We start from the raw sequence: 16,582 nt of genomic DNA, 5'->3' as shown, positions 1-16,582 counted from the left end.
TGCCTGAACACCACTGTCCGGTGTTCGGCGGTGCGGTGGCAGACAGAGTTGTTCCTGGTAGTGGCGGGGACAGGCACCCGGCCCCGGTGCTTCGTATCGTGGGGATCATGGCTACGGACAACGCGCTGGGTGACTTTCTGAGGGCACGCCGGGAACTGGTGACGCCGCGCGAGGTGGGCCTGCCCGGCGGCGGGCTGCGGCGGGTGCCGGGGCTGCGCCGCGAGGAGGTGGCGATGCTGGCCGGGATCAGCGCGGAGTATTACCTGCGCTTGGAACAGGGCCGCGACCGTACGCCGTCGGCCCAGGTCGTCGAGGCGCTGGCCCGCGTCCTGCAACTCGACGCCGAGGGAGCCGCGTACCTCCTCGACCTGGCCCGGCCTAAGAGCCGGCGCCGGGCCGCGAAGGCCGCCGACCGCGTGCCGGACGGGATCGCGATGCTGCTGGGCACGCTGAACGTGCCCGCGTTCGTGGTCAACCGCTACCGGGACGTGCTGGCCGCCAATCCGCTGGCGGCCGAGCTGTCGCCGCTGATGCGGCCCGGCACCAACCGCCTCATCGTGCTCTTCACCGACCCGTCGGCCCGGCTGGCCCACCCCGACCTCGACGAGAACATCGGGAACGTGGTGGCGCAGCTGCGGGCCGAGATGGGCACCGACACCGACGACCCGCGCCTGCAGTCGCTGATCGGCGAGCTGTCGCTCAAGAGCGAGCAGTTCCGCAAGCTGTGGGCCCGGCACGACATCCACCGCGGCGGCAGCGACACCGGCGTCATCCACCACCCGCGCGTCGGCGAGATGCGTCTGCGCCGGGAGAAGCTGGCGGTCATCGGCAGCGACGGCCTTCAACTGGTGATGTACCACGCCGAGCCGGGCAGCCCGGCCGCCGACGCCCTCGCGCTGCTGGCTAACGAGCCAGAACGCCGCTGAACAGCTCCCGTTCCTGGGCCTGGGCCGCGCCGAACGGCAGGCGGCTGCCCTGAACTATCGACTTCTTGGCGGCGGCCAGGGCCGGCGCCGGGGCCGCGGCGATGGAGTCCGCCCAGGCCAGAACCTCGGTCAGGAAGTCGGAGCCGGAGAAGACACGGCTCAGCCAGCCCACCCGCAGCGCCTCCGAGGCGCCGACCTCGCGACCGGTCAGGATGACGTCGGCGGCCAGGCCGGGACCGATGAGGCGGGGGAGCCGTACGCTTCCGCCGCCACCCGGGATGAAACCGGCCGGCACCTCGGGCTGCTGGAGCCGGGCGTCGGGCGAGCCCACCCGCAGGGTGCAGGCCAGGGCCAGTTCGTGGCCGCCGCCGGAGGCCAGGCCGTCGATGGCCGCGATGGCCGGCTGCGGGATCTCCTCCAGCAGGCGCAGCGCGCGGCTCCAGGCCCCGCGCTCCCGCTCGGTGGCGGTGCCCGCGCCCAGCTTGGCGAGTTCGGCCAGGTCGGCGTGGTTGATGAACAGGCCCGGAGCGCCGCCGGTGAGAACGATCAGCTTGATGTCGGCGGGCTTCTCGGCGTACGTCTCGAGCAGATCGCCCAGCTCGAGGAGGCCGGCGAAGCTCATCAGGCCGTCCGGCGGGTTGTCGAAGGTGAGCAGGGCGACCGGCCCTCGCTCGGAAGCGTTCCACGTCATGGCGTCGACGCTAGGAGCGGGGGCCGGGCCCGCCATGAGTCAGCCGACTGAGAGATTCCAGTCGAGGATCTCCTGGGTCGACGACGTGCTGCCGGTCGCGCCGGTGAAACCCACCCACGCCCGGCCGGCGCCGACCTCGGCCGCGAGGTCCACGCCGGTGCTGATCAGCCGGCGGCCGCCGACGTCGACGGTCAGGTTGTGGGCTCCGGCGTCGTAGCCGACCCGGACGTCGACCGGCGAGCCGAACAACGGCGGGGCGACCGGGGCGGCGGACAGGTGGTAGTCCGGGTTGCCGCGCAGCACGACCCCGGCGTGGTTGGCGTCGGCGTCGCCCGCGTTGCGGAAGTCGTCGAGCTCGACCGCCACGCTCGGGCGGATGCCGCGGTAGCCGAGGCCGCCGCCCCAGCCGCCGAGGGCGCGCGGGCCGACCCCCTGCACGAGGAAGGCGACGCCGTCGGCGCCCGGGGCGTTGCCGCGCAGGTGCACGCGGAAACTGGTCTCGAAGGAGCGGGTCAGATCGATCTGCTCGCCACCCCAGGCGGAACCGGCCTGCCGGTAGCCGCCGCCGGTCAGGCGCAGCACGGAGCTGGGCGAGTCGCTGGCCGACACGAAGCTGGCCGACCCGTTGAGGCTGAAGTCGCTGAACGGGAAGTCACCCGCGGCGGCCTGGGCGGGCGCGGCCACGGCGACGGTGGCCAGGGACGCCGCGACGGCCAGCAGACCGCCCGTCAGCCGCTTGCGATAGACAGGCTGGGACATTGTTCCGTCCTCCATAAGAGCGGTGTTGACGGGCTCAACGTAGGTCGGGGCAACGGCCCGCGTACGCGGAATCGGCGCATTCGCGGCTGGTGTTTGCGCCGGCATAGGTTGGGGATCTCAGCAGACTTCGAGGAGCACATGATGAGCGTCGCCGGAAGCGGCACTATCGAGCTGGGCGGCAAAACGGTCCACCGGCTCGGGTACGGGGCCATGCGGATCACCGGGCCGGGCATCTGGGGCCCGCCGGCCGACCCCGGCGAGGCGGTACGGGTGTTGCGCCGCTCGGTGGAGCTCGGCGTCACCTTCATCGACACCGCCGACTCGTACGGCCCGGAGGTCTCGGAAAATCTGATCCGGGAGGCTCTGCACGACGGCAAGGGCTACGGCGACGTGGCCATCGCGACGAAGGGCGGCTTCGCGCGGACCGGGCCGGGCGTGTGGGTCGCCCTGGGCCGCGCCGAGTACCTGCGACAGTGCATGCAGCTGTCGCTGCGGCGCCTGGGCGTGGAGCAGATCGACCTGTGGCAGCTGCACCGCATCGACCCGAACACGCCGCGCGAGGAGCAGTTCGAGGTGCTTCGCTGGTTCCTCGACGAGGGCCTGGCCAAGCAGGTCGGCCTGTCCGAGGTGACGGTCGAGGACGTCAAGCAGGCGCAGGAGTTCGGGGTGCCGGTCGCCTCGGTGCAGAACCGCTACAACCTGGGCGACCGCCGGGCCGAGGAACTGCTCGACTACTGCACCGAGCAGGGCATCGCCTTCATTCCGTGGGCGCCGGTCGACGCGGGCGCGCTGGCCCGTCCGGGCGGCCCGCTGGACGAGGTCGCGGCGGCCCACCCGGGCACGACGACCGGCCAGCTGGCGCTGGCCTGGCTGCTGCGCCGCTCGCCGGTGATGGTGCCGATCCCGGGCACCTCGTCGGTGGCGCATCTCGAGGAGAACTGCGCGGCGGCCGACATTCAGCTGACCGACGACGAGTTCCAGGCCCTTGTCTAGGTACGGCGGGCGGCGAAGTGGCCGCCCGGGTCGAGGCGGGTGAGTATCGCGCCGGTGATCTCACTGAGCTGCGTGATCTGCTCCGGGGTGAGGGCGTCGACGACGTACTCCCGGGCGGTGGCGACGTGGCCCGGCGCGCTCGCCTCGACCTTCTCCCAGCCGGCGCCGGTGAGCCGGGCGTTGGTGGCGCGCCGGTCTTCCGGGCAGGGGAAACGCTCGACGAAGCCGCGCGCCTCCAGACGCTGCACGACGTGCGAGAGCCGGGGGAGGGTGGCGTTGGTCATCCGGGCCAGCGCCGTCATCCGCAGTGTCTTCTCGTCGGCCTCGGAGAGCATGGCGAGCACGTAGTACTCGAAGTGCCCGAGGTCGGCGTCGCGGCGCAGCTGACTCTCCAGCACCCCGGGCAGCAGCTCGAGCACGGCGGCCAGGCGAACCCAGGCGTTCAGCTCGTCGGGGGTCAGCCATCGTGTGTCCATGACCACATCATCCCACGAAATTAGTTGTTGCTACAACCTACATGACCGTCGTCGCCTGACGGTACGACTTCGTTCCACCCCGTCCTCGTGGCGCCCTACCGTCGGCGCCATGAGGACGGTGCCCGGGCTGCTGGTGGTGGCGTCGGTCGCGTCGGCCCAGTCCGGTTCGGCGGTCGCCCGCACGCTCTTCGGCGAGCTGGGCCCGGCCGGGACCCTGGCCTGGCGGATGGGGTTCGCGGCGCTCGTCCTGGCCGTGGCCGTGCGGCCGCGGGTGTGGCGGTGGACGGGCGCGGCGTGGCGGGCCGCGGTGCTGCTCGGCGTGTTCGCGGCCGGGCTGACTCTGCTGTCCTACCTGGCGTTGCGGACAGCGCCGCAAGGAATCGTGGTCACCGCGTCGTTCGCCGGGCCGCTCATCCTCGCGCTGGCGCAGACGCGACGGGTGGCCGACCTGGTGTGCGCCCTCACGGCCGGGGCCGGGGTCGCGTTGCTCGGGTTGCGGGCCGGCGCGGAGGTGCCGATGGCGGGGCTGGCGCTCGCCTTGGCCGCCGGGGCGTGCGGGGCCGGGTACATCGTCTTCAGCGCCCGGCTCGGCGCGGCGGTGCCCGGAGTGGGCGGGCTGGCGGTGTCGTTCGCGGTCGCCGCGCTGCTGGTGCTGCCGTTCGGTTTCACCGGGGCGGTACGGGCCTTCGCCCAGCCCCGGCTGCTCGGCGGCGCGGTCATCGTGGCGTTGCTGGCGGGCGTCATCCCGTACGCGCTGGAACTGATCGCCCTGCGCGACCTGCCCACCCGCGTCTTCGGAGTGCTGATGAGCCTGCAGCCGGCGGCCGCCGCCCTCGCCGGCCGCCTGATCCTGGGCCAGCGGCTGGGCCCCGTCCCGATCCTGGCGCTGGTCCTGGTCAGCGTGGCCGGAGCAGCACTCGTGCGAAGCAGCCACGAAGCCCGGCCCACCGAACCGAGCCCGCAAACCCCGCCCTGACACGCGGCCTTGACTCGCGGCCTTGACTCGCGGAGCGGGAGCAATTCTCGAAACAGCGTTGGTCAGAGCGGATCGAGGCGAGGCTTGAGCAGGCAGAATTCATTGCCTTCGGGGTCGGCGAGAACGTGCCATGGCTCCTCGCCGGTCTGGCCGATGTCGGCCGGGCGCGCTCCGAGCTTCAGGAGGCGTTCGAGCTCGGCGTCCTGATCGCGGTCGGTGGCGTTGACGTCGATGTGCAGCCGGGGCTTTCCCCTCGCCGGCTCGTCGCTGCGGCTGAGGATGATCGTCGGCTGCGGGCCGCCGAACCCGTCGCGGGGCCCGATCTCGAGACTGCCGTCCTCTTCGCGGTCGAGCACGACGAAGTCCAGGACCTCGCACCAGAACCGCGCCAGCAACTCGGGGTCGTGGCAATCGAGTACGAGCTCACTGATGCGGCATGCCATTGACGAAACCTCTCAACGTGAGAACGCCCGGGGCGGCTGCGGAGCTCGTGGGCTCCTGCCGTGGGAACACGCTTAGGACCCTACCCGGGCCTCCTGACGGCCCGGCGAACCGAACGACAGGCAATTCTGGAGGATCCCGCCGTCGGTCGGGCGCCGGCAGCGCGGTCCAGAATCCGAGGGCCTAATCGCTTCCTCCGCGCCGGCACTGGTAGCACCTGCCGCGGCCGGGCGTGACCTTTACGCACCACCAGTCGACGCCCGTCATCGTCGAGCTCGCCCGCGTGCGCTCCGCCTCCAACCCCGCGGCGAGCATCCCCGTACATTCCCGACCCGCTGGTAACGCGGGCCTACGCGGACGGCGGTTACGGGGCTACCGCGTAGAGCTCGACCAGGCGGTGGCGGGCGGCGGCCAGGCGGTCGCCGGTGACGGCGAGGAACCGCCGGCTCAGGTCGCGGGCCAGGTCCGGGTCCTCGGACATGAGCTTGTGGACGCGTACGGCGTCGAGCTCGACCGCGCGGATGTCCTCGGCGACGACCGCCCCGAAACGCCAGCGGCAGGGTGGCAGCAGCCACGACCAGCCGACCACCGAGCCGGGACCGAGACGTTCGATGGTGACGTCGCCGCGGCCGGGCACGAACAGGTCGATCGCGACGGTGCCCGAGTGGATCAGCCAGAACCGGTCGGCCGGGCCGTCCTCGCGGCACAGCCGGTGGCCCGACGCGCGGTAGACCGGACGGCCCGCCCACGACAGCCGGTGCATCCAGTGCGCCGGCATGTCGGCCGCGAAGTCGTGCAGGGCGAGCAGATCGAAGACGGACAGTGTGGTCATGGCTTCAGGCTCGTCCGGCCGGCCGCCTTCCAGTAGGGCCGAAGGGACCGTTGAATCGAAATGCAGTTCCGCCGGCGCCGCCGGCGGCAGTTCGATCGATCAGACGATCATTCGGGCGTACGAGGGCGCCTGACCGTTCATCCCCGGTCGACCTGGTTGACCCGGCCCACGATCAGCGGGTCGGCCGGGGTGAACGGCAGCGCCGGCACGTCCTCGGGCGCGATCTCGAAGGCGGCCGCGACCGTCTCCGGGCGTAGGGCGCTCAGGGCCGCGCGGTAGCCGATGTCGCGGGGCATCGGCTGGTCGTCCGGCCCGTGCCCTGGGCGATGTAGCCCATCTCGGCCGTCTCCGGGTGCCAGTGCGGCTCCCGCATCCCGCTGTCGGCGATCTTCAGCGAGTACATGGCCACGTTGTCCAGCACCGGCCAGAACTGCTTGCGGGCGGTCTTGGCCCAGCCCTCGGACGAGGCGACCGGGGCCGACATGGCCTCCACGTCGAACTCGTCGCCGATCACCTCGACGGTGTGCAGCGCCCCCGACGGGACGTAGAACATCTGCCCCTCGCTGATGGTGAACCGGTGGTACTGGCTGCCGTTGTCGAAGACCGTGATCAGGGCGGCGCCGCGCAGACAGCAGGGGGAACTCGCCGGCGCTCAGGCTCTGCACCGATCCGGCCCGAGCTGGGGTCGGGGTTGACGCCGGATCACGACGGCCGCCGCCTGGCTGGCCGGCGCCCTGGTCATCCTGCTCAACCTCGGCCTGCTGGCCACCCTGGTCAGGTAGTCGGCCGCCGGTTGTCGCCTACCCGGCGGCGCTTCGGCGCGGCGGCGGTCACCATGGCCCGATGACCGATCTCGCGCCCCTGCTCGACCGAGTGTCCGCGGCGGCCAGCTGCCTGATCCAGGGTGACGCGCGCGGCTATGCCGACCTGCTTCCGCACGCTGGTGATTACACCCTGATGTCCCCGTACGGCGGTGCGGTCGACCACGGCGCGACCCTGACCGACGAGGCGGCGGCGGGCATCGCCGAGTGGTTCCAGGGCGGCGAGGTGGAGACGGAGATCGTGGCCGCCCACCACTCGGGCGACCTGGCCGTGGTGGTCCTGATCGAGCACCAGCACGGCCGCATCGGCGGCCTGAACCAGGACTGGTCGCTGCGCGTGACCCTGGCCTTCCGGCGGGTCGAGGGCCGATGGCTGCTCCTGCACCGCCACGCCGACGCGCTGACCCATCGCATCGATCACGCCACGCTGGCCGCCCTGGCCCGCGGCGTCACACCGGGTTCCGGCTCAGATACCGAAGACCCCGCTTGAGGTACGCCCGTGGGTTGGTGTCCAGGCATCGCGCCCACATCGGATCCGGCTCGCCGCGCAGCCACGCGTACCGGGCCAGCGCGTACCCGTACATCGGCTCGGTCAGATAGCCCAGCCGCGACGTGCGGTAGCCGGTCTCGTGCCGGTTGAACTCGAAGGCGGCGTTGGCCGTGAAGATGCCCAGCCCGAAGAAGACCGTGAGCAGGTCGGTCAGCGGCTCGTGATCCTCGCGCTCGGGGTCGATCCGGACCGTGCCGGCGTCGTTGAGCAGGAGCGCGTGACCCAGCTCGTGCGCGATGGTCGCGACCAGGGCCATCGGCTCGGCCGCCTTGTCGTCGCGGATGCCGATGACCGACCGCCCGTCCCGGACGCGGTGATGCCCGGCCGCCACCTGCCACTGCCGGTTCAGCGGCACGGACGCCGCCAGCGCGTCGTCCTCCTCGTCGGCGTCATGCTCGAGGTCGATGGCCGCCGGGTCGACTCCCATGTGCGCGCTGACCCGGCGGAACACCGCCCGGATGTCGTCCCGGCTTCCCCGGTAGACCCCCGGGAAGAACTCGTCGGTGGGCAGCACCACCGTCCCGAGCAGCCGCTCGCGGCCGAACTGGCCGATCATCCAGTCCAGCGACGTCTCGATCCAGTCCCGCTCCACTTCGCGTACCGGGCAATCCGCCCGTCCCCACCAGCCCATGCCCCGATTGTGAAACCGCGGTTCAAGACAGCCGTACGGGCAATTCCCGCAGCCCGCGCAGAAGCAGCCCCGGCCGCCAGTCGGGCCGGGCTTCCGGCGCCAGCCGCAGATCGGGGAAGCGCTCGATCAGCCGGGTGAAGGCGACCTGGCCTTCCAGCCGGGCCAGCGGCGCACCCAGGCAATAGTGGATGCCGTGCCCGAAGGCCAGATGCGCGTTGTTGTCCCGATCGAGCACCATGTCGTCCGGCGCCGGGAAACGCTCGTCGCGGTTGGCCGCCAACAGCCCGACCACGACCTGATCGCCGGCCGCGACATGCTGGTCGCCGATGGTCAGATCGGTGACGGCGATCCGGAAGGTGGCGGTCTCGACGGGCGCCTCGAACCGCAGCATCTCCTCGATCGCCGCCGGCAGCAGCGAGGGCTCGGCGACCAGCCGTTCCCACCGCTGACGGTCGCTGAGCAGCAGCCAGGCCCCGTTGCCGATCAGATTGACGGTGGTTTCGTGCCCGGCGATGAGCAGCAGGAACACCATCGAGGTGAGTTCGTCCTCGCTGAGCCGGTCCCCTTCCTCACGAACGTCGAGAAGCGCCGCGAGGAGGTCGTCGCCGCCCTGGTGGCGCCGCCGACCGAGCAGATCCTGGATGTAGGCGATCAAGGCGAGCACCGCCCCCGCGTGATCGACCCCAGGCTGCGGCCCGCCGACGATGGCGGTGGTCCACTCCCGGAAGGCGTCCCGATCGCCGGCCGGCACCCCCAGCAGCTCACAGATCACCTGAATGGGAAGCGGAAACGCAAAGGCGTCAATCAGATCAACCTCCCCGCCACCATTCATCTCGTCGAGGAGGCCGGCCGTGATCTCCTCGATCCGCGGGCGCAGAGCCTCGACGCGGCGCGCGGTGAAGGCCGCCGACACCAGCCGGCGCAGCCGCGTGTGGTCGGGCGGATCCGCGGCGAGCATGTGCCGGCTGACCGCCGGGAGCCCGACCGCCGGGTACTGCTTGGACAGGCGCGGATCACTCAACGCGTGCCTTGCGTCCTCATACCTGGTGACCAGCCAGGCGCCGGTTCCATCGGGAAGCCGTACCCAATGCACCGGATCCTCGCGGCGCAGCCGAGCGTAGAACGGATGGGGATCGGCATGAAACGCGGGATCGCCGAGATCGACCCGAACATGCGACGTCATGAACTCTCCTCTTCCATCCAAGCTCATCAATCAACAGTCCCGACAATACCGGCCCTCACCGCCGACCGGTCGAACGACGCATGGTCCCGCCACGTCCCCGGCGCACGCTTTTGCCCATGGAGACAACCGCCCTTGCCCCCACAACGATCACGCCCCTGGCCGCGACACCGATTGCCGGCCTTGCCCCGGCAGCGATCACGGTCGCTCTGCGTGCCACCGATCCGCTGAGCCTGGCCGGCCTGTCCCGGCTGCTCGGGCTCGTCCCCGGTCTCCACATCGTCGACGGCGACGGCGCCACGGCCGATGTGCTGGTCTTCGCCGCCGCCCGGGTGGACGGCCGGGTGATCCCCGCCTTGCGCCGCTCCTCGGTCGAAACCCGCCGCCCGGTGGTCCTGATCGTGGAGGAGATCACCCGCGAAGAGCTGCTCGCCGCCGTCGAGTGCCGGGTGGTGAGCGTCCTCCCTGTAGCCGCCGTAACCACCGACCGCCTGTCCGGCAGCATCCACACCGCGGTCGGAGGCGGCGCCGTCCTCCCGCCGGGCTTGGCAGGCGACCTGATGACCCACGTACGCCAATTGCAGAGCGACGTCCTCGACGAGTCCGGCAGAGCCGCCTCAGGCTTGCGCCCACGCGAGGTGGAGGTGATCCGCCTCATGGCCGAGGGCTGGGAAACAACCGAGATCGGCGCCCACCTGAACTGCTCCGAACGAACGGTGAAAGCAGTGATCAGCGGCATCCTCCGCCGCTTGTCCTTGCGCAACCGCTCCCACATAATCGCCCACGCCATGCGCTTCGGAGTCATCTGACTGCGCGTCTGCTCCGCAGGGGCGCGGTCCGGGCTCGGACCCGGCTCTTGTCGTCGTGGACCACAGCGCCTTCACCGGCCGGGCCTCGTCGCGCACTCGCTCGTGGTCTCGGGCGAGGTCGTATCCGGTGCGGGCGTGTTTCCTCCACCAACGCGACCGGATCGTCCTCCGCCTCGGGTCGAGTCGGGTGCGTGGACGGTCGGAGCGGGTGAGGCTGTCCGCGCGCGGGCCGTCTGCACGAGGAGGGCGACCGTGGCCAGTGCGGCGGTGACCGCGGCATAGCCGACGACGGTGGCGCTCAGGCCGGCCCGGTCGACGACGAGACCGGCGATCAGTGCGGGCACGCCGTAGGCCAGGTAGTTCACCAGGTAGACCGCGGAGAACAGCCCGCCCCGTTCGTGTTCGCGGGCCAGCGGACCGAGAATCTGCAGCGTGGCGGCGAACCCGCTGCCGAACCCGATGCCGCCGATGACGGCGCCGAGGCCGAAGACGACGAGCGTTCCGGTCACCGCGCCGATGGCGGCCACGACGACACCGGCGAGGACCAGGGCGCTGCCGAGTACGGCCCGCCGGCGGGTCGGGATGCCGCCGAGCGCTAGCCCGGCGATCGCGGACGACGTGGGCTGCAGGGCGACGACGAGCCCGTTGACCGTGCCGCTGTCGACGCCGAAGATGCCGTGGTCGATCGACGGGGCGAGCCCGAGGAACAGGCCGGACAGGCTCCACGCGGCCGCCAACAGCGGAGCGGCCGCGGCGAACTCGCCCGCGGCCCGCCGCGGCACGGCCAGCCGGGGCCGCAGCGAGGCCAGCGCGTGGGGCCGTGGCGTGGCGGTCTCACGGGCCAACAGCACCGCCGCGATGCCCAGCACGAAGACCACGGTCAACGACCCGAACACCACCACGGTCGGCCGGTCGCTCACCTGCACCGCGACACCCGCTCCGAACGCGCCCAGCGCCAGCCCGCCGACCGGCGCCGCGCTGCTGATCAGCGTCGCCGTCCGCTTGCCCGCGTCCGGCGCCAGCTCCACGATCATCGCCGTGAACGTGCTGGTGGCGGCACCGGTGGCCAACCCCTGCACGACCCGCGCCGCGATCACCCATCCGATGCCGTCGGCCGCGAGAAACAGGCCCGAGGCGACCAGCATCAGGATCAGCGCGCCGGTCACCACCCGCCGCCGCCCGATGTGGTCGGACAGTGACCCGGCGATGAGCAGCGTGGCCAGCAGCGCTACGGCGTAGACGGTGAACGCCGCGGTCAACTCCCAGTCCGGAAACCCCCATTCCCTCTGGTAGAGCACGAAGAGCGGGCTTCCCGCCCCCGCCGCGAACGCCACCACGGTCGCCGCCATGATGACGCCCGCGTATGCCACCCGGTCGCGGGCGGAGTTACGCGATTGCCGAACGTCAGTCATCCACCTACCGAAGCGCGGATGATCACCTACCGCCCAGGCTCCTTCCCGTCACGGGCAACCCGCGATGTCCGCAGGTGCAGACCCCCGTCAGATCTCGCCCCAGCGCGCGGATTCCCCGGCGGGGGAGCGATGCTGCGGGACGTGCCAGGGATTGTCGTCGCGCAGCGGCTCCGGCAGCAGCTCCGGCGGACAGTCCTGATAGGTGACCGGACGCAGGAACCGGTCGATCGCCGCCGTGCCGACCGACGTGGTGGTCGGGTTGGTGGTGGCCGGCCACGGACCGCCATGCTGCTGGGCCGGAGTCACCGCCACCCCGGTCGGCCACCCGTTGAAGAGAAGCCGGCCCGACCGGTCGCTCAGGAGCGCGACCAGATCGCGCAGCCACGGCGAGTCCTCGCCCGCGCCGGTGTGCACGCCGGCCGCCAGGGACCCCTCGACCAGCCCGGCCAGTTCGGCCGCGAGCGCTCCACCCGGTTCGTAGCGGACGACCACCGACAGCGGCCCGAAAGCCTCGTCCAGCAGGGTGTCCCGATGCGCGATCAGCGTCGCCACATCGGTCTCGACCAGCGTCGGCGAGGCCTCGAGCTCAGCGACCTCACCGGTCACGACCACGGTGACGCCCGGCGTGCCCAGCACCTCGTCCCGTCGCCGTGTGTACCCCTCGGCGATGCCCGGGTGCAGCAGCCTGTGCGGGCCCGCCGCCTCGAACGCCCCAGCCGCGAGCCGGGCGAAGTCGCCGGAGGCGGGAACGAAGAGGAGTCCCGGCTTGGTGCACAGCTGGCCGGCGGAACTGGTGACGCTGGTGGCGAAACCGGCGGCGATCTGTTCGGCCCGCTCGGCCAGGGCGGCGGGCGTCACCACGACCGGGTTGATGCTGCCGAGCTCGCCGTAGAACGGGATCGGATGGTCCCGCTCGGCGGCGATGCGGGCCAGCGCCCGGCCCCCGGCCACCGATCCGGTGAAGGTGGCCGCGGTGATCCGAGGGTCGCGCAGTGCGGCCACGCCCTCGTCCTGGCCGTGGATGACGGTCACGGCGTCGGCCGGGAGCCCGGTGGAGGCGATAGCGGCGCGGGCGACCTCGGCGGTGCGGTCGGAGAGCTTCGGGTGGCCGGGGTGGGCCTTGACCACGACCGCGCATCCGGCTGCCAGGGCCGAGGCCGTGTCGCCGCCCAGCACCGAGAAGGCGAACGGGAAGTTGCTCGCCGCGAAGTTGAGCACGGGGCCCAGCGGCACCCGGTAGCGCCGCAGGTCGGGTCGCGGCCCGAGCACGAACTCCGGGTCGGCGTCGTCGATGCGTACGTCAAGGAACTCACCCGCGGCCGCGACCGAGGCGAAGAGTCTCAGCTGCACGGTTGTCCGCTTGAGCTCGCCGCGCAGCCGTCCCTCGGCCAGGCCCGTCTCGGCCTGGGCCACGGGAATCAGCTCGTCGGCCGCGGCGTCGAGCGCGTCCGCGACGGCGACCAGGGCGCGGCCCCGATCGCGGGGTGAGAAGGAGCCGAAGTCGGCCGCGACCGCGGCGCCGATTACGTCAGTCATGGGAACCTCAGAACGCGAAGCCGGTGGGATATGGGTCGGACGGGTCCAGCATGTACTGGCCGATGCCGGTCACCCAAGCACGGCCGGTGATCGTAGGCAGGACGGCGGGCCGCCCGCCGACGGTGGTTTCGCCGATCAGGCGGCCGGTGAAGCGGCTGCCGATGAACGACTCGTTGACGAAGTCCTGGCCGAGCGCCAGTTCACCGCGTGCCCAGAGCTCGGCCATCCGGGCCGACGTGCCGGTCCCGCAGGGCGAGCGGTCGAACCAGCCCGGATGGATGGCCATCGCGTGCCGGGACAACCGGGCGTCGGAGCCCGGCGCGATGAACTCGACGTGATGGCAATGGTCGACGCCGGCGATCGAGGGGTGCCGGGGCGGGTCCGTCAGGTTGATCGCGTCCATGATGGCCAGGCCGGCGTCGAGGATGTCGCGTTGCCGGGCCCGGTCGAACGGCAGCCCGACCGCTTCCAGGTCGACCATCGCGTAGAAGTTGCCGCCGAAGGCCAGGCTGTACGGGACCGTGCCGACGCCCGGAACGTCGATGCTCGCGTCCAGCCGGTCGCAGTAGGCGGGCACGTTCTCCAGGGTCACCGCGTCCGCGTGCCCGTCGCTCACGTGCACCTTGGCCACGACCAGCCCGGCCGGTGTGTCGAGCCGGATCGTCGTGACCGGCTCGGTGACCGGCACCATGCCGGTCTCGACCAGCACCGTCGCCACGCCGATCGTGCCGTGTCCGCACATCGGCAGGCAGCCCGACACCTCGATGTAGACCACGCCGAAGTCGGCGTCCGGCCGGGCCGGTGGCTGAAGGATCGCGCCGCTCATGGCCGCGTGCCCGCGTGGCTCGTTCATCAGTAGCTGCCGGATGCCGTCCAGGTGCTCGATGAAGTACAGCCGGCGCTCGTTCATCGTGGCGCCGGGGATCGTGCCGACGCCGCCGGTGACGACCCGCGTCGGCATGCCCTCGGTGTGCGAGTCGACGGCGGTGAACATGCGGGACGCGCGCATGTCAGGCCGCCAGGGTCGCGACGGCCTCGACCGCCTGCTTGGTCTCGGCCTCGATCTGGGCGCGGTGCTCCGGCGTGAGGGCGCCGCGCGGTGGCCGGCACGGGCCGCCGTACCGGCCGACGATGTCCATGCTCAGCTTGATGGCCTGGACGAACTCGGTGCGCGAGTCCCAGCGGAAGAGCGCAACCAGCTTCTCGTACAGCGCGCGGGCCTCGGCGACCTGGCCGTCGCGCATGAGGTTGTAGATGAGCACCGACTCGGCGGGGAAGACGTTGGGGAAGCCGGCGAACCAGCCCACCGCGCCGTCCACCATGAGCTCGAACAGGACGTCGTCGGCGCCGGCCACCACGTCGATGTCGCACCTCTCGCGGATCTCGAAGAGCCGCCGCACGTCGCCGCTGAACTCCTTCACCGCCTTCACCTGCGGAATCCGCGCGATCTCGGCCACCAGCGAGGGGACCAGGTCGACCTTGGTGTCATGGGGGTTGTTGTAGATCATCATCGGGAGCCCGGCCTCGGCGATGTGCGTGTAGTGCTCGACCACCTGCGCCGCGCTGGCCCGGTACATGGTCGGGGGCAGGGCCAGCACACCGTCGGCGCCGTCCTCGGCGGCCAGCTCGGCCCAGTGTTTCGCCTGATGCCAGCCGGGACCGTGGACGCCGGCGACGACCACGCCGCGGCCACCGACGGCCTCGACCGCCACCTGCACGACCTTGCGGCGCTCGGCGTCGGTCAGCGAGGAGTACTCACCGAGCGAGCCGTTGGGCCCGACGCCGTGGCAGCCGCTGCTGATCAGCCAGTCGCAATGCTCGGCGAACTTGTCGTAGTCGACGGCCAGGCCGGCGGGGGCGGAGGAGTCTTCGCGGTAGGGGAGGGCGGTGGCGACGATGACTCCACGCAGAGTCTCGGTCATTCGGTGTCTCCTTGCATGCGTGCCAGCTCGCCGAGGCGAACCAGGCCGGCCAGGGGGCGGGTGGCGGTCCGGCCCGGGTCGAGCAGGCCACCGGTCGTACGGTCGAGAAGTTCCTCGACGCTGCGCCCGCAGACCCGGCCCTGGCAGACGCCGAGCCCCGCACGGGTGCTCAGCTTCAGGGACCGCAGGCCGCGTGACCCGGTGGCCACGGCGATGTCGCGCAGTTCGCCGGCGGTCACCTCCTCGCAGCGGCAGATCAGAGTGTCGTCGGCGAGCCACCCGGTCCAGCCCGGGCGGATGCCGTGCCCGGCACCGAGGCGGGCGGCGAAGCGCTGGTGCGTCAGCACGTCACGGCGCTGAGCGGCCGTGGGCGCGGCGCCGGCGGCCACCGTGCCCGCGATCGTTCCCTCGGCCAGGGCCAGATCGGCGCCGCCGATGCCGGTGATCTCGCCGGCCGCGAAGACGCCGGGCACGCTGGTGCGGCAATCGCCGTCCACGGCGACGGCACCCTCCGGCCCGGTCTCGCACCCGGCGGCGACGGCCAGCTCCGTCCGGGGAAGGAAGCCGTGGCTGACGCACACCGCGTCCACCACGAGTCTCCTGGACGTGCCCGGGATCGGCGTCCACTGCGTGTCCAGGCGGGCGACGGTCACCTCTTCGACCCGGTCGTGCCCGTGGGCGGCGATCACGCCGGTCGCCACGCGGTAGGGAACGCGGTGGCGCGCGAGATCGCGGACGTACCCGGCCAGCTCGCCGGCCTTGCGCGACGCGCTCAGCAGCTCGGTGGGCCGAGCCGTCCAGGCCCGGCCGAGCCGGCCCCAGCCGCCGGCCTCGAGCACCCCGGCCACCCGCGCTCCCGTGCGGATCAGGCTCGACGCCACCGGCAGCAGGAAGGGGCCGGCCCCGGCGACGAGCACGCGCCGGCCGACCGCGACCCGTTCGGCTTTGGCCAGGGACTGGGCGGCCCCGGCGGTGAAGACGCCGGGAAGGTCCCACCCCGGGAAGGGCAGGGTCCGCTCGTAGGCGCCGGTCGCCAGCACCAGAGCGTCGGGCTCGAACGTCCGCGACCGGCGATCGTTCCCGTCGGCCGGGCCGACGAGGACCCGTATCGTGGGCGGCCGGTCGTCGTGACGCTCGGCCAGCCAGACCTGCGCCGCTGTCACGATCTCGGCGCCGGTCAGCTCCCTCCGCAGAGCGGCGAACCGATCCCAGCCGTGATGAAGCACGTGCTCGCGGGCGGCCGGGCGCTGCGCCGGCAGGTGACGCCAATACTGACCGCCGACCTCCTCGGCGGCGTCGAGCACGATGACCCGGGCGCCGGAGCGACGGGCCGCCGCGGCGGCGGCCAGTCCGGCCGGCCCGGCCCCGATGATCAGCACCTCAGGCATGGGTGGTCACCTCGTCTCCGTCGGCCGCGTGGCGCTGGCAGGCGCGCACGTCGGGCAGCCCGTTCACGGTGACCAGGCAGTCGAAGCAGACACCGATGCCGCAGAAAACTCCGCGAGGGCGGCTCCGCCGGCCGGTGGTGCGCCAGCTCTGACGGCCCGCCGCCATCAGCACTCCCGCGATGGTCTGCCCAGCCAGGCCCGCTAGTGGAACGTCGTCGACCACGATCACGATCTCCGCT

The 16,582-nt window shown here is 72.1% G+C and carries 20 protein-coding genes; 5 read left to right on the top strand and 15 right to left on the bottom strand.

Annotated elements, in window-relative coordinates; genetic code table 11:
• Positions 1–107 precede the first annotated feature (107 nt).
• Entirely contained in the window at positions 108–926 is an 819-nt protein-coding gene (locus AB0C26_RS23875) for a helix-turn-helix transcriptional regulator (RefSeq protein WP_360251329.1), read from the top strand.
• Here the strand turns inward: AB0C26_RS23875 and AB0C26_RS23870 are convergent.
• Both AB0C26_RS23870 and AB0C26_RS23865 read right to left on the bottom strand, forming a co-directional pair.
• The gene (locus AB0C26_RS23870) at positions 904–1,617 is read right to left on the bottom strand and encodes an enoyl-CoA hydratase/isomerase family protein (RefSeq protein ID WP_360251326.1); all 714 of its coding nucleotides are present in this window, start codon (positions 1,615–1,617) and stop codon (positions 904–906) included. The genes AB0C26_RS23875 and AB0C26_RS23870 overlap by 23 nt on opposite strands.
• A gap of 39 nt (positions 1,618–1,656) precedes the next feature.
• Complete coding sequence (locus AB0C26_RS23865) at positions 1,657–2,376, bottom strand: L-type lectin-domain containing protein (protein ID WP_360251323.1); 720 nt, start codon at positions 2,374–2,376, stop codon at positions 1,657–1,659.
• A 141-nt stretch (positions 2,377–2,517) separates the two neighbouring features.
• On the opposite strand from AB0C26_RS23865, the gene AB0C26_RS23860 reads away from it, so the two are divergent.
• The gene (locus AB0C26_RS23860) at positions 2,518–3,369 is read left to right on the top strand and encodes an aldo/keto reductase (RefSeq protein ID WP_360251320.1); all 852 of its coding nucleotides are present in this window, start codon (positions 2,518–2,520) and stop codon (positions 3,367–3,369) included.
• On the opposite strand, the gene AB0C26_RS23855 is transcribed toward AB0C26_RS23860, so the two are convergent.
• A complete protein-coding gene (locus tag AB0C26_RS23855; RefSeq protein WP_360251317.1) occupies positions 3,366–3,845 on the bottom strand; it encodes a MarR family transcriptional regulator in 480 nt (159 codons plus the stop codon). The genes AB0C26_RS23860 and AB0C26_RS23855 overlap by 4 nt on opposite strands.
• Before the next feature lie 109 nt (positions 3,846–3,954).
• On the opposite strand from AB0C26_RS23855, the gene AB0C26_RS23850 reads away from it, so the two are divergent.
• A complete protein-coding gene (locus AB0C26_RS23850) occupies positions 3,955–4,821 on the top strand; it encodes an EamA family transporter (protein ID WP_360251314.1) in 867 nt (288 codons plus the stop codon).
• Positions 4,822–4,883: 62 nt separating this feature from the next.
• Here the strand turns inward: AB0C26_RS23850 and AB0C26_RS23845 are convergent, their stop codons facing one another.
• The 4 genes from AB0C26_RS23845 to AB0C26_RS23830 all read right to left on the bottom strand — a co-directional run bounded on the left by AB0C26_RS23845 (position 4,884) and on the right by AB0C26_RS23830 (position 6,647).
• Positions 4,884–5,264 carry a VOC family protein gene (locus AB0C26_RS23845; RefSeq protein ID WP_360251311.1) on the bottom strand — a complete coding sequence of 127 codons (381 nt, stop codon included), beginning with the start codon at positions 5,262–5,264 and terminating at the stop codon, positions 4,884–4,886.
• A 362-nt stretch (positions 5,265–5,626) separates the two neighbouring features.
• Complete coding sequence (locus AB0C26_RS23840; RefSeq protein WP_360251308.1) at positions 5,627–6,094, bottom strand: cyclic nucleotide-binding domain-containing protein; 468 nt, start codon at positions 6,092–6,094, stop codon at positions 5,627–5,629.
• Positions 6,095–6,231: 137 nt separating this feature from the next.
• Positions 6,232–6,390 carry a hypothetical protein gene (locus tag AB0C26_RS23835; protein ID WP_360251305.1) on the bottom strand — a complete coding sequence of 53 codons (159 nt, stop codon included), beginning with the start codon at positions 6,388–6,390 and terminating at the stop codon, positions 6,232–6,234.
• Positions 6,357–6,647, bottom strand: a complete 291-nt coding sequence (locus AB0C26_RS23830; RefSeq protein ID WP_360251302.1) for a cupin domain-containing protein — start codon at positions 6,645–6,647, stop codon at positions 6,357–6,359. The genes AB0C26_RS23835 and AB0C26_RS23830 overlap by 34 nt, the downstream gene beginning before the upstream one ends.
• A gap of 290 nt (positions 6,648–6,937) precedes the next feature.
• On the opposite strand from AB0C26_RS23830, the gene AB0C26_RS23825 reads away from it, so the two are divergent.
• Positions 6,938–7,405 (top strand): nuclear transport factor 2 family protein, encoded by a 468-nt coding sequence (locus tag AB0C26_RS23825; RefSeq protein ID WP_360251299.1) that lies wholly within the window; start codon positions 6,938–6,940, stop codon positions 7,403–7,405.
• On the opposite strand, the gene AB0C26_RS23820 is transcribed toward AB0C26_RS23825, so the two are convergent.
• Both AB0C26_RS23820 and AB0C26_RS23815 read right to left on the bottom strand, forming a co-directional pair.
• Positions 7,365–8,096 carry a hypothetical protein gene (locus AB0C26_RS23820; protein ID WP_360251296.1) on the bottom strand — a complete coding sequence of 244 codons (732 nt, stop codon included), beginning with the start codon at positions 8,094–8,096 and terminating at the stop codon, positions 7,365–7,367. The two genes, AB0C26_RS23825 and AB0C26_RS23820, sit on opposite strands and share 41 nt — an antisense overlap.
• A 22-nt stretch (positions 8,097–8,118) precedes the next feature.
• Entirely contained in the window at positions 8,119–9,279 is a 1,161-nt protein-coding gene (locus AB0C26_RS23815) for a cytochrome P450 (RefSeq protein WP_360251293.1), read from the bottom strand.
• Between the two features lie 116 nt (positions 9,280–9,395).
• On the opposite strand from AB0C26_RS23815, the gene AB0C26_RS23810 reads away from it, so the two are divergent.
• Complete coding sequence (locus tag AB0C26_RS23810; protein WP_360251290.1) at positions 9,396–10,085, top strand: response regulator transcription factor; 690 nt, start codon at positions 9,396–9,398, stop codon at positions 10,083–10,085.
• 71 nt (positions 10,086–10,156) lie between these two features.
• Here the strand turns inward: AB0C26_RS23810 and AB0C26_RS23805 are convergent, their stop codons facing one another.
• The 6 genes from AB0C26_RS23805 to AB0C26_RS23780 form a co-directional block, all read right to left on the bottom strand.
• Positions 10,157–11,497 carry an MFS transporter gene (locus AB0C26_RS23805; protein WP_360251287.1) on the bottom strand — a complete coding sequence of 447 codons (1,341 nt, stop codon included), beginning with the start codon at positions 11,495–11,497 and terminating at the stop codon, positions 10,157–10,159.
• Between the two features lie 87 nt (positions 11,498–11,584).
• Positions 11,585–13,033: an aldehyde dehydrogenase (NADP(+)) gene (locus AB0C26_RS23800; protein WP_360251284.1), complete on the bottom strand. Its 1,449-nt coding sequence runs from the start codon at positions 13,031–13,033 to the stop codon at positions 11,585–11,587.
• A 7-nt stretch (positions 13,034–13,040) separates the two neighbouring features.
• Positions 13,041–14,042: a proline racemase family protein gene (locus AB0C26_RS23795; protein ID WP_360251281.1), complete on the bottom strand. Its 1,002-nt coding sequence runs from the start codon at positions 14,040–14,042 to the stop codon at positions 13,041–13,043.
• A gap of 1 nt (position 14,043) precedes the next feature.
• Positions 14,044–14,955 carry a dihydrodipicolinate synthase family protein gene (locus tag AB0C26_RS23790; protein ID WP_360251278.1) on the bottom strand — a complete coding sequence of 304 codons (912 nt, stop codon included), beginning with the start codon at positions 14,953–14,955 and terminating at the stop codon, positions 14,044–14,046.
• The gene (locus tag AB0C26_RS23785) at positions 14,952–16,343 is read right to left on the bottom strand and encodes an FAD/NAD(P)-binding oxidoreductase (RefSeq protein WP_360251275.1); all 1,392 of its coding nucleotides are present in this window, start codon (positions 16,341–16,343) and stop codon (positions 14,952–14,954) included. Before AB0C26_RS23785 ends, AB0C26_RS23790 begins: the two co-directional genes overlap by 4 nt.
• Positions 16,336–16,566: a (2Fe-2S)-binding protein gene (locus AB0C26_RS23780; RefSeq protein ID WP_360251272.1), complete on the bottom strand. Its 231-nt coding sequence runs from the start codon at positions 16,564–16,566 to the stop codon at positions 16,336–16,338. Before AB0C26_RS23780 ends, AB0C26_RS23785 begins: the two co-directional genes overlap by 8 nt.
• Positions 16,567–16,582 lie beyond the last annotated feature (16 nt).

The organism is Actinoplanes sp. NPDC048796, from assembly GCF_040650035.1.
Classification (GTDB): Bacteria; Actinomycetota; Actinomycetes; order Mycobacteriales; family Micromonosporaceae; genus Actinoplanes.
This window is presented reverse-complemented; position numbering and strand designations above follow the sequence as displayed.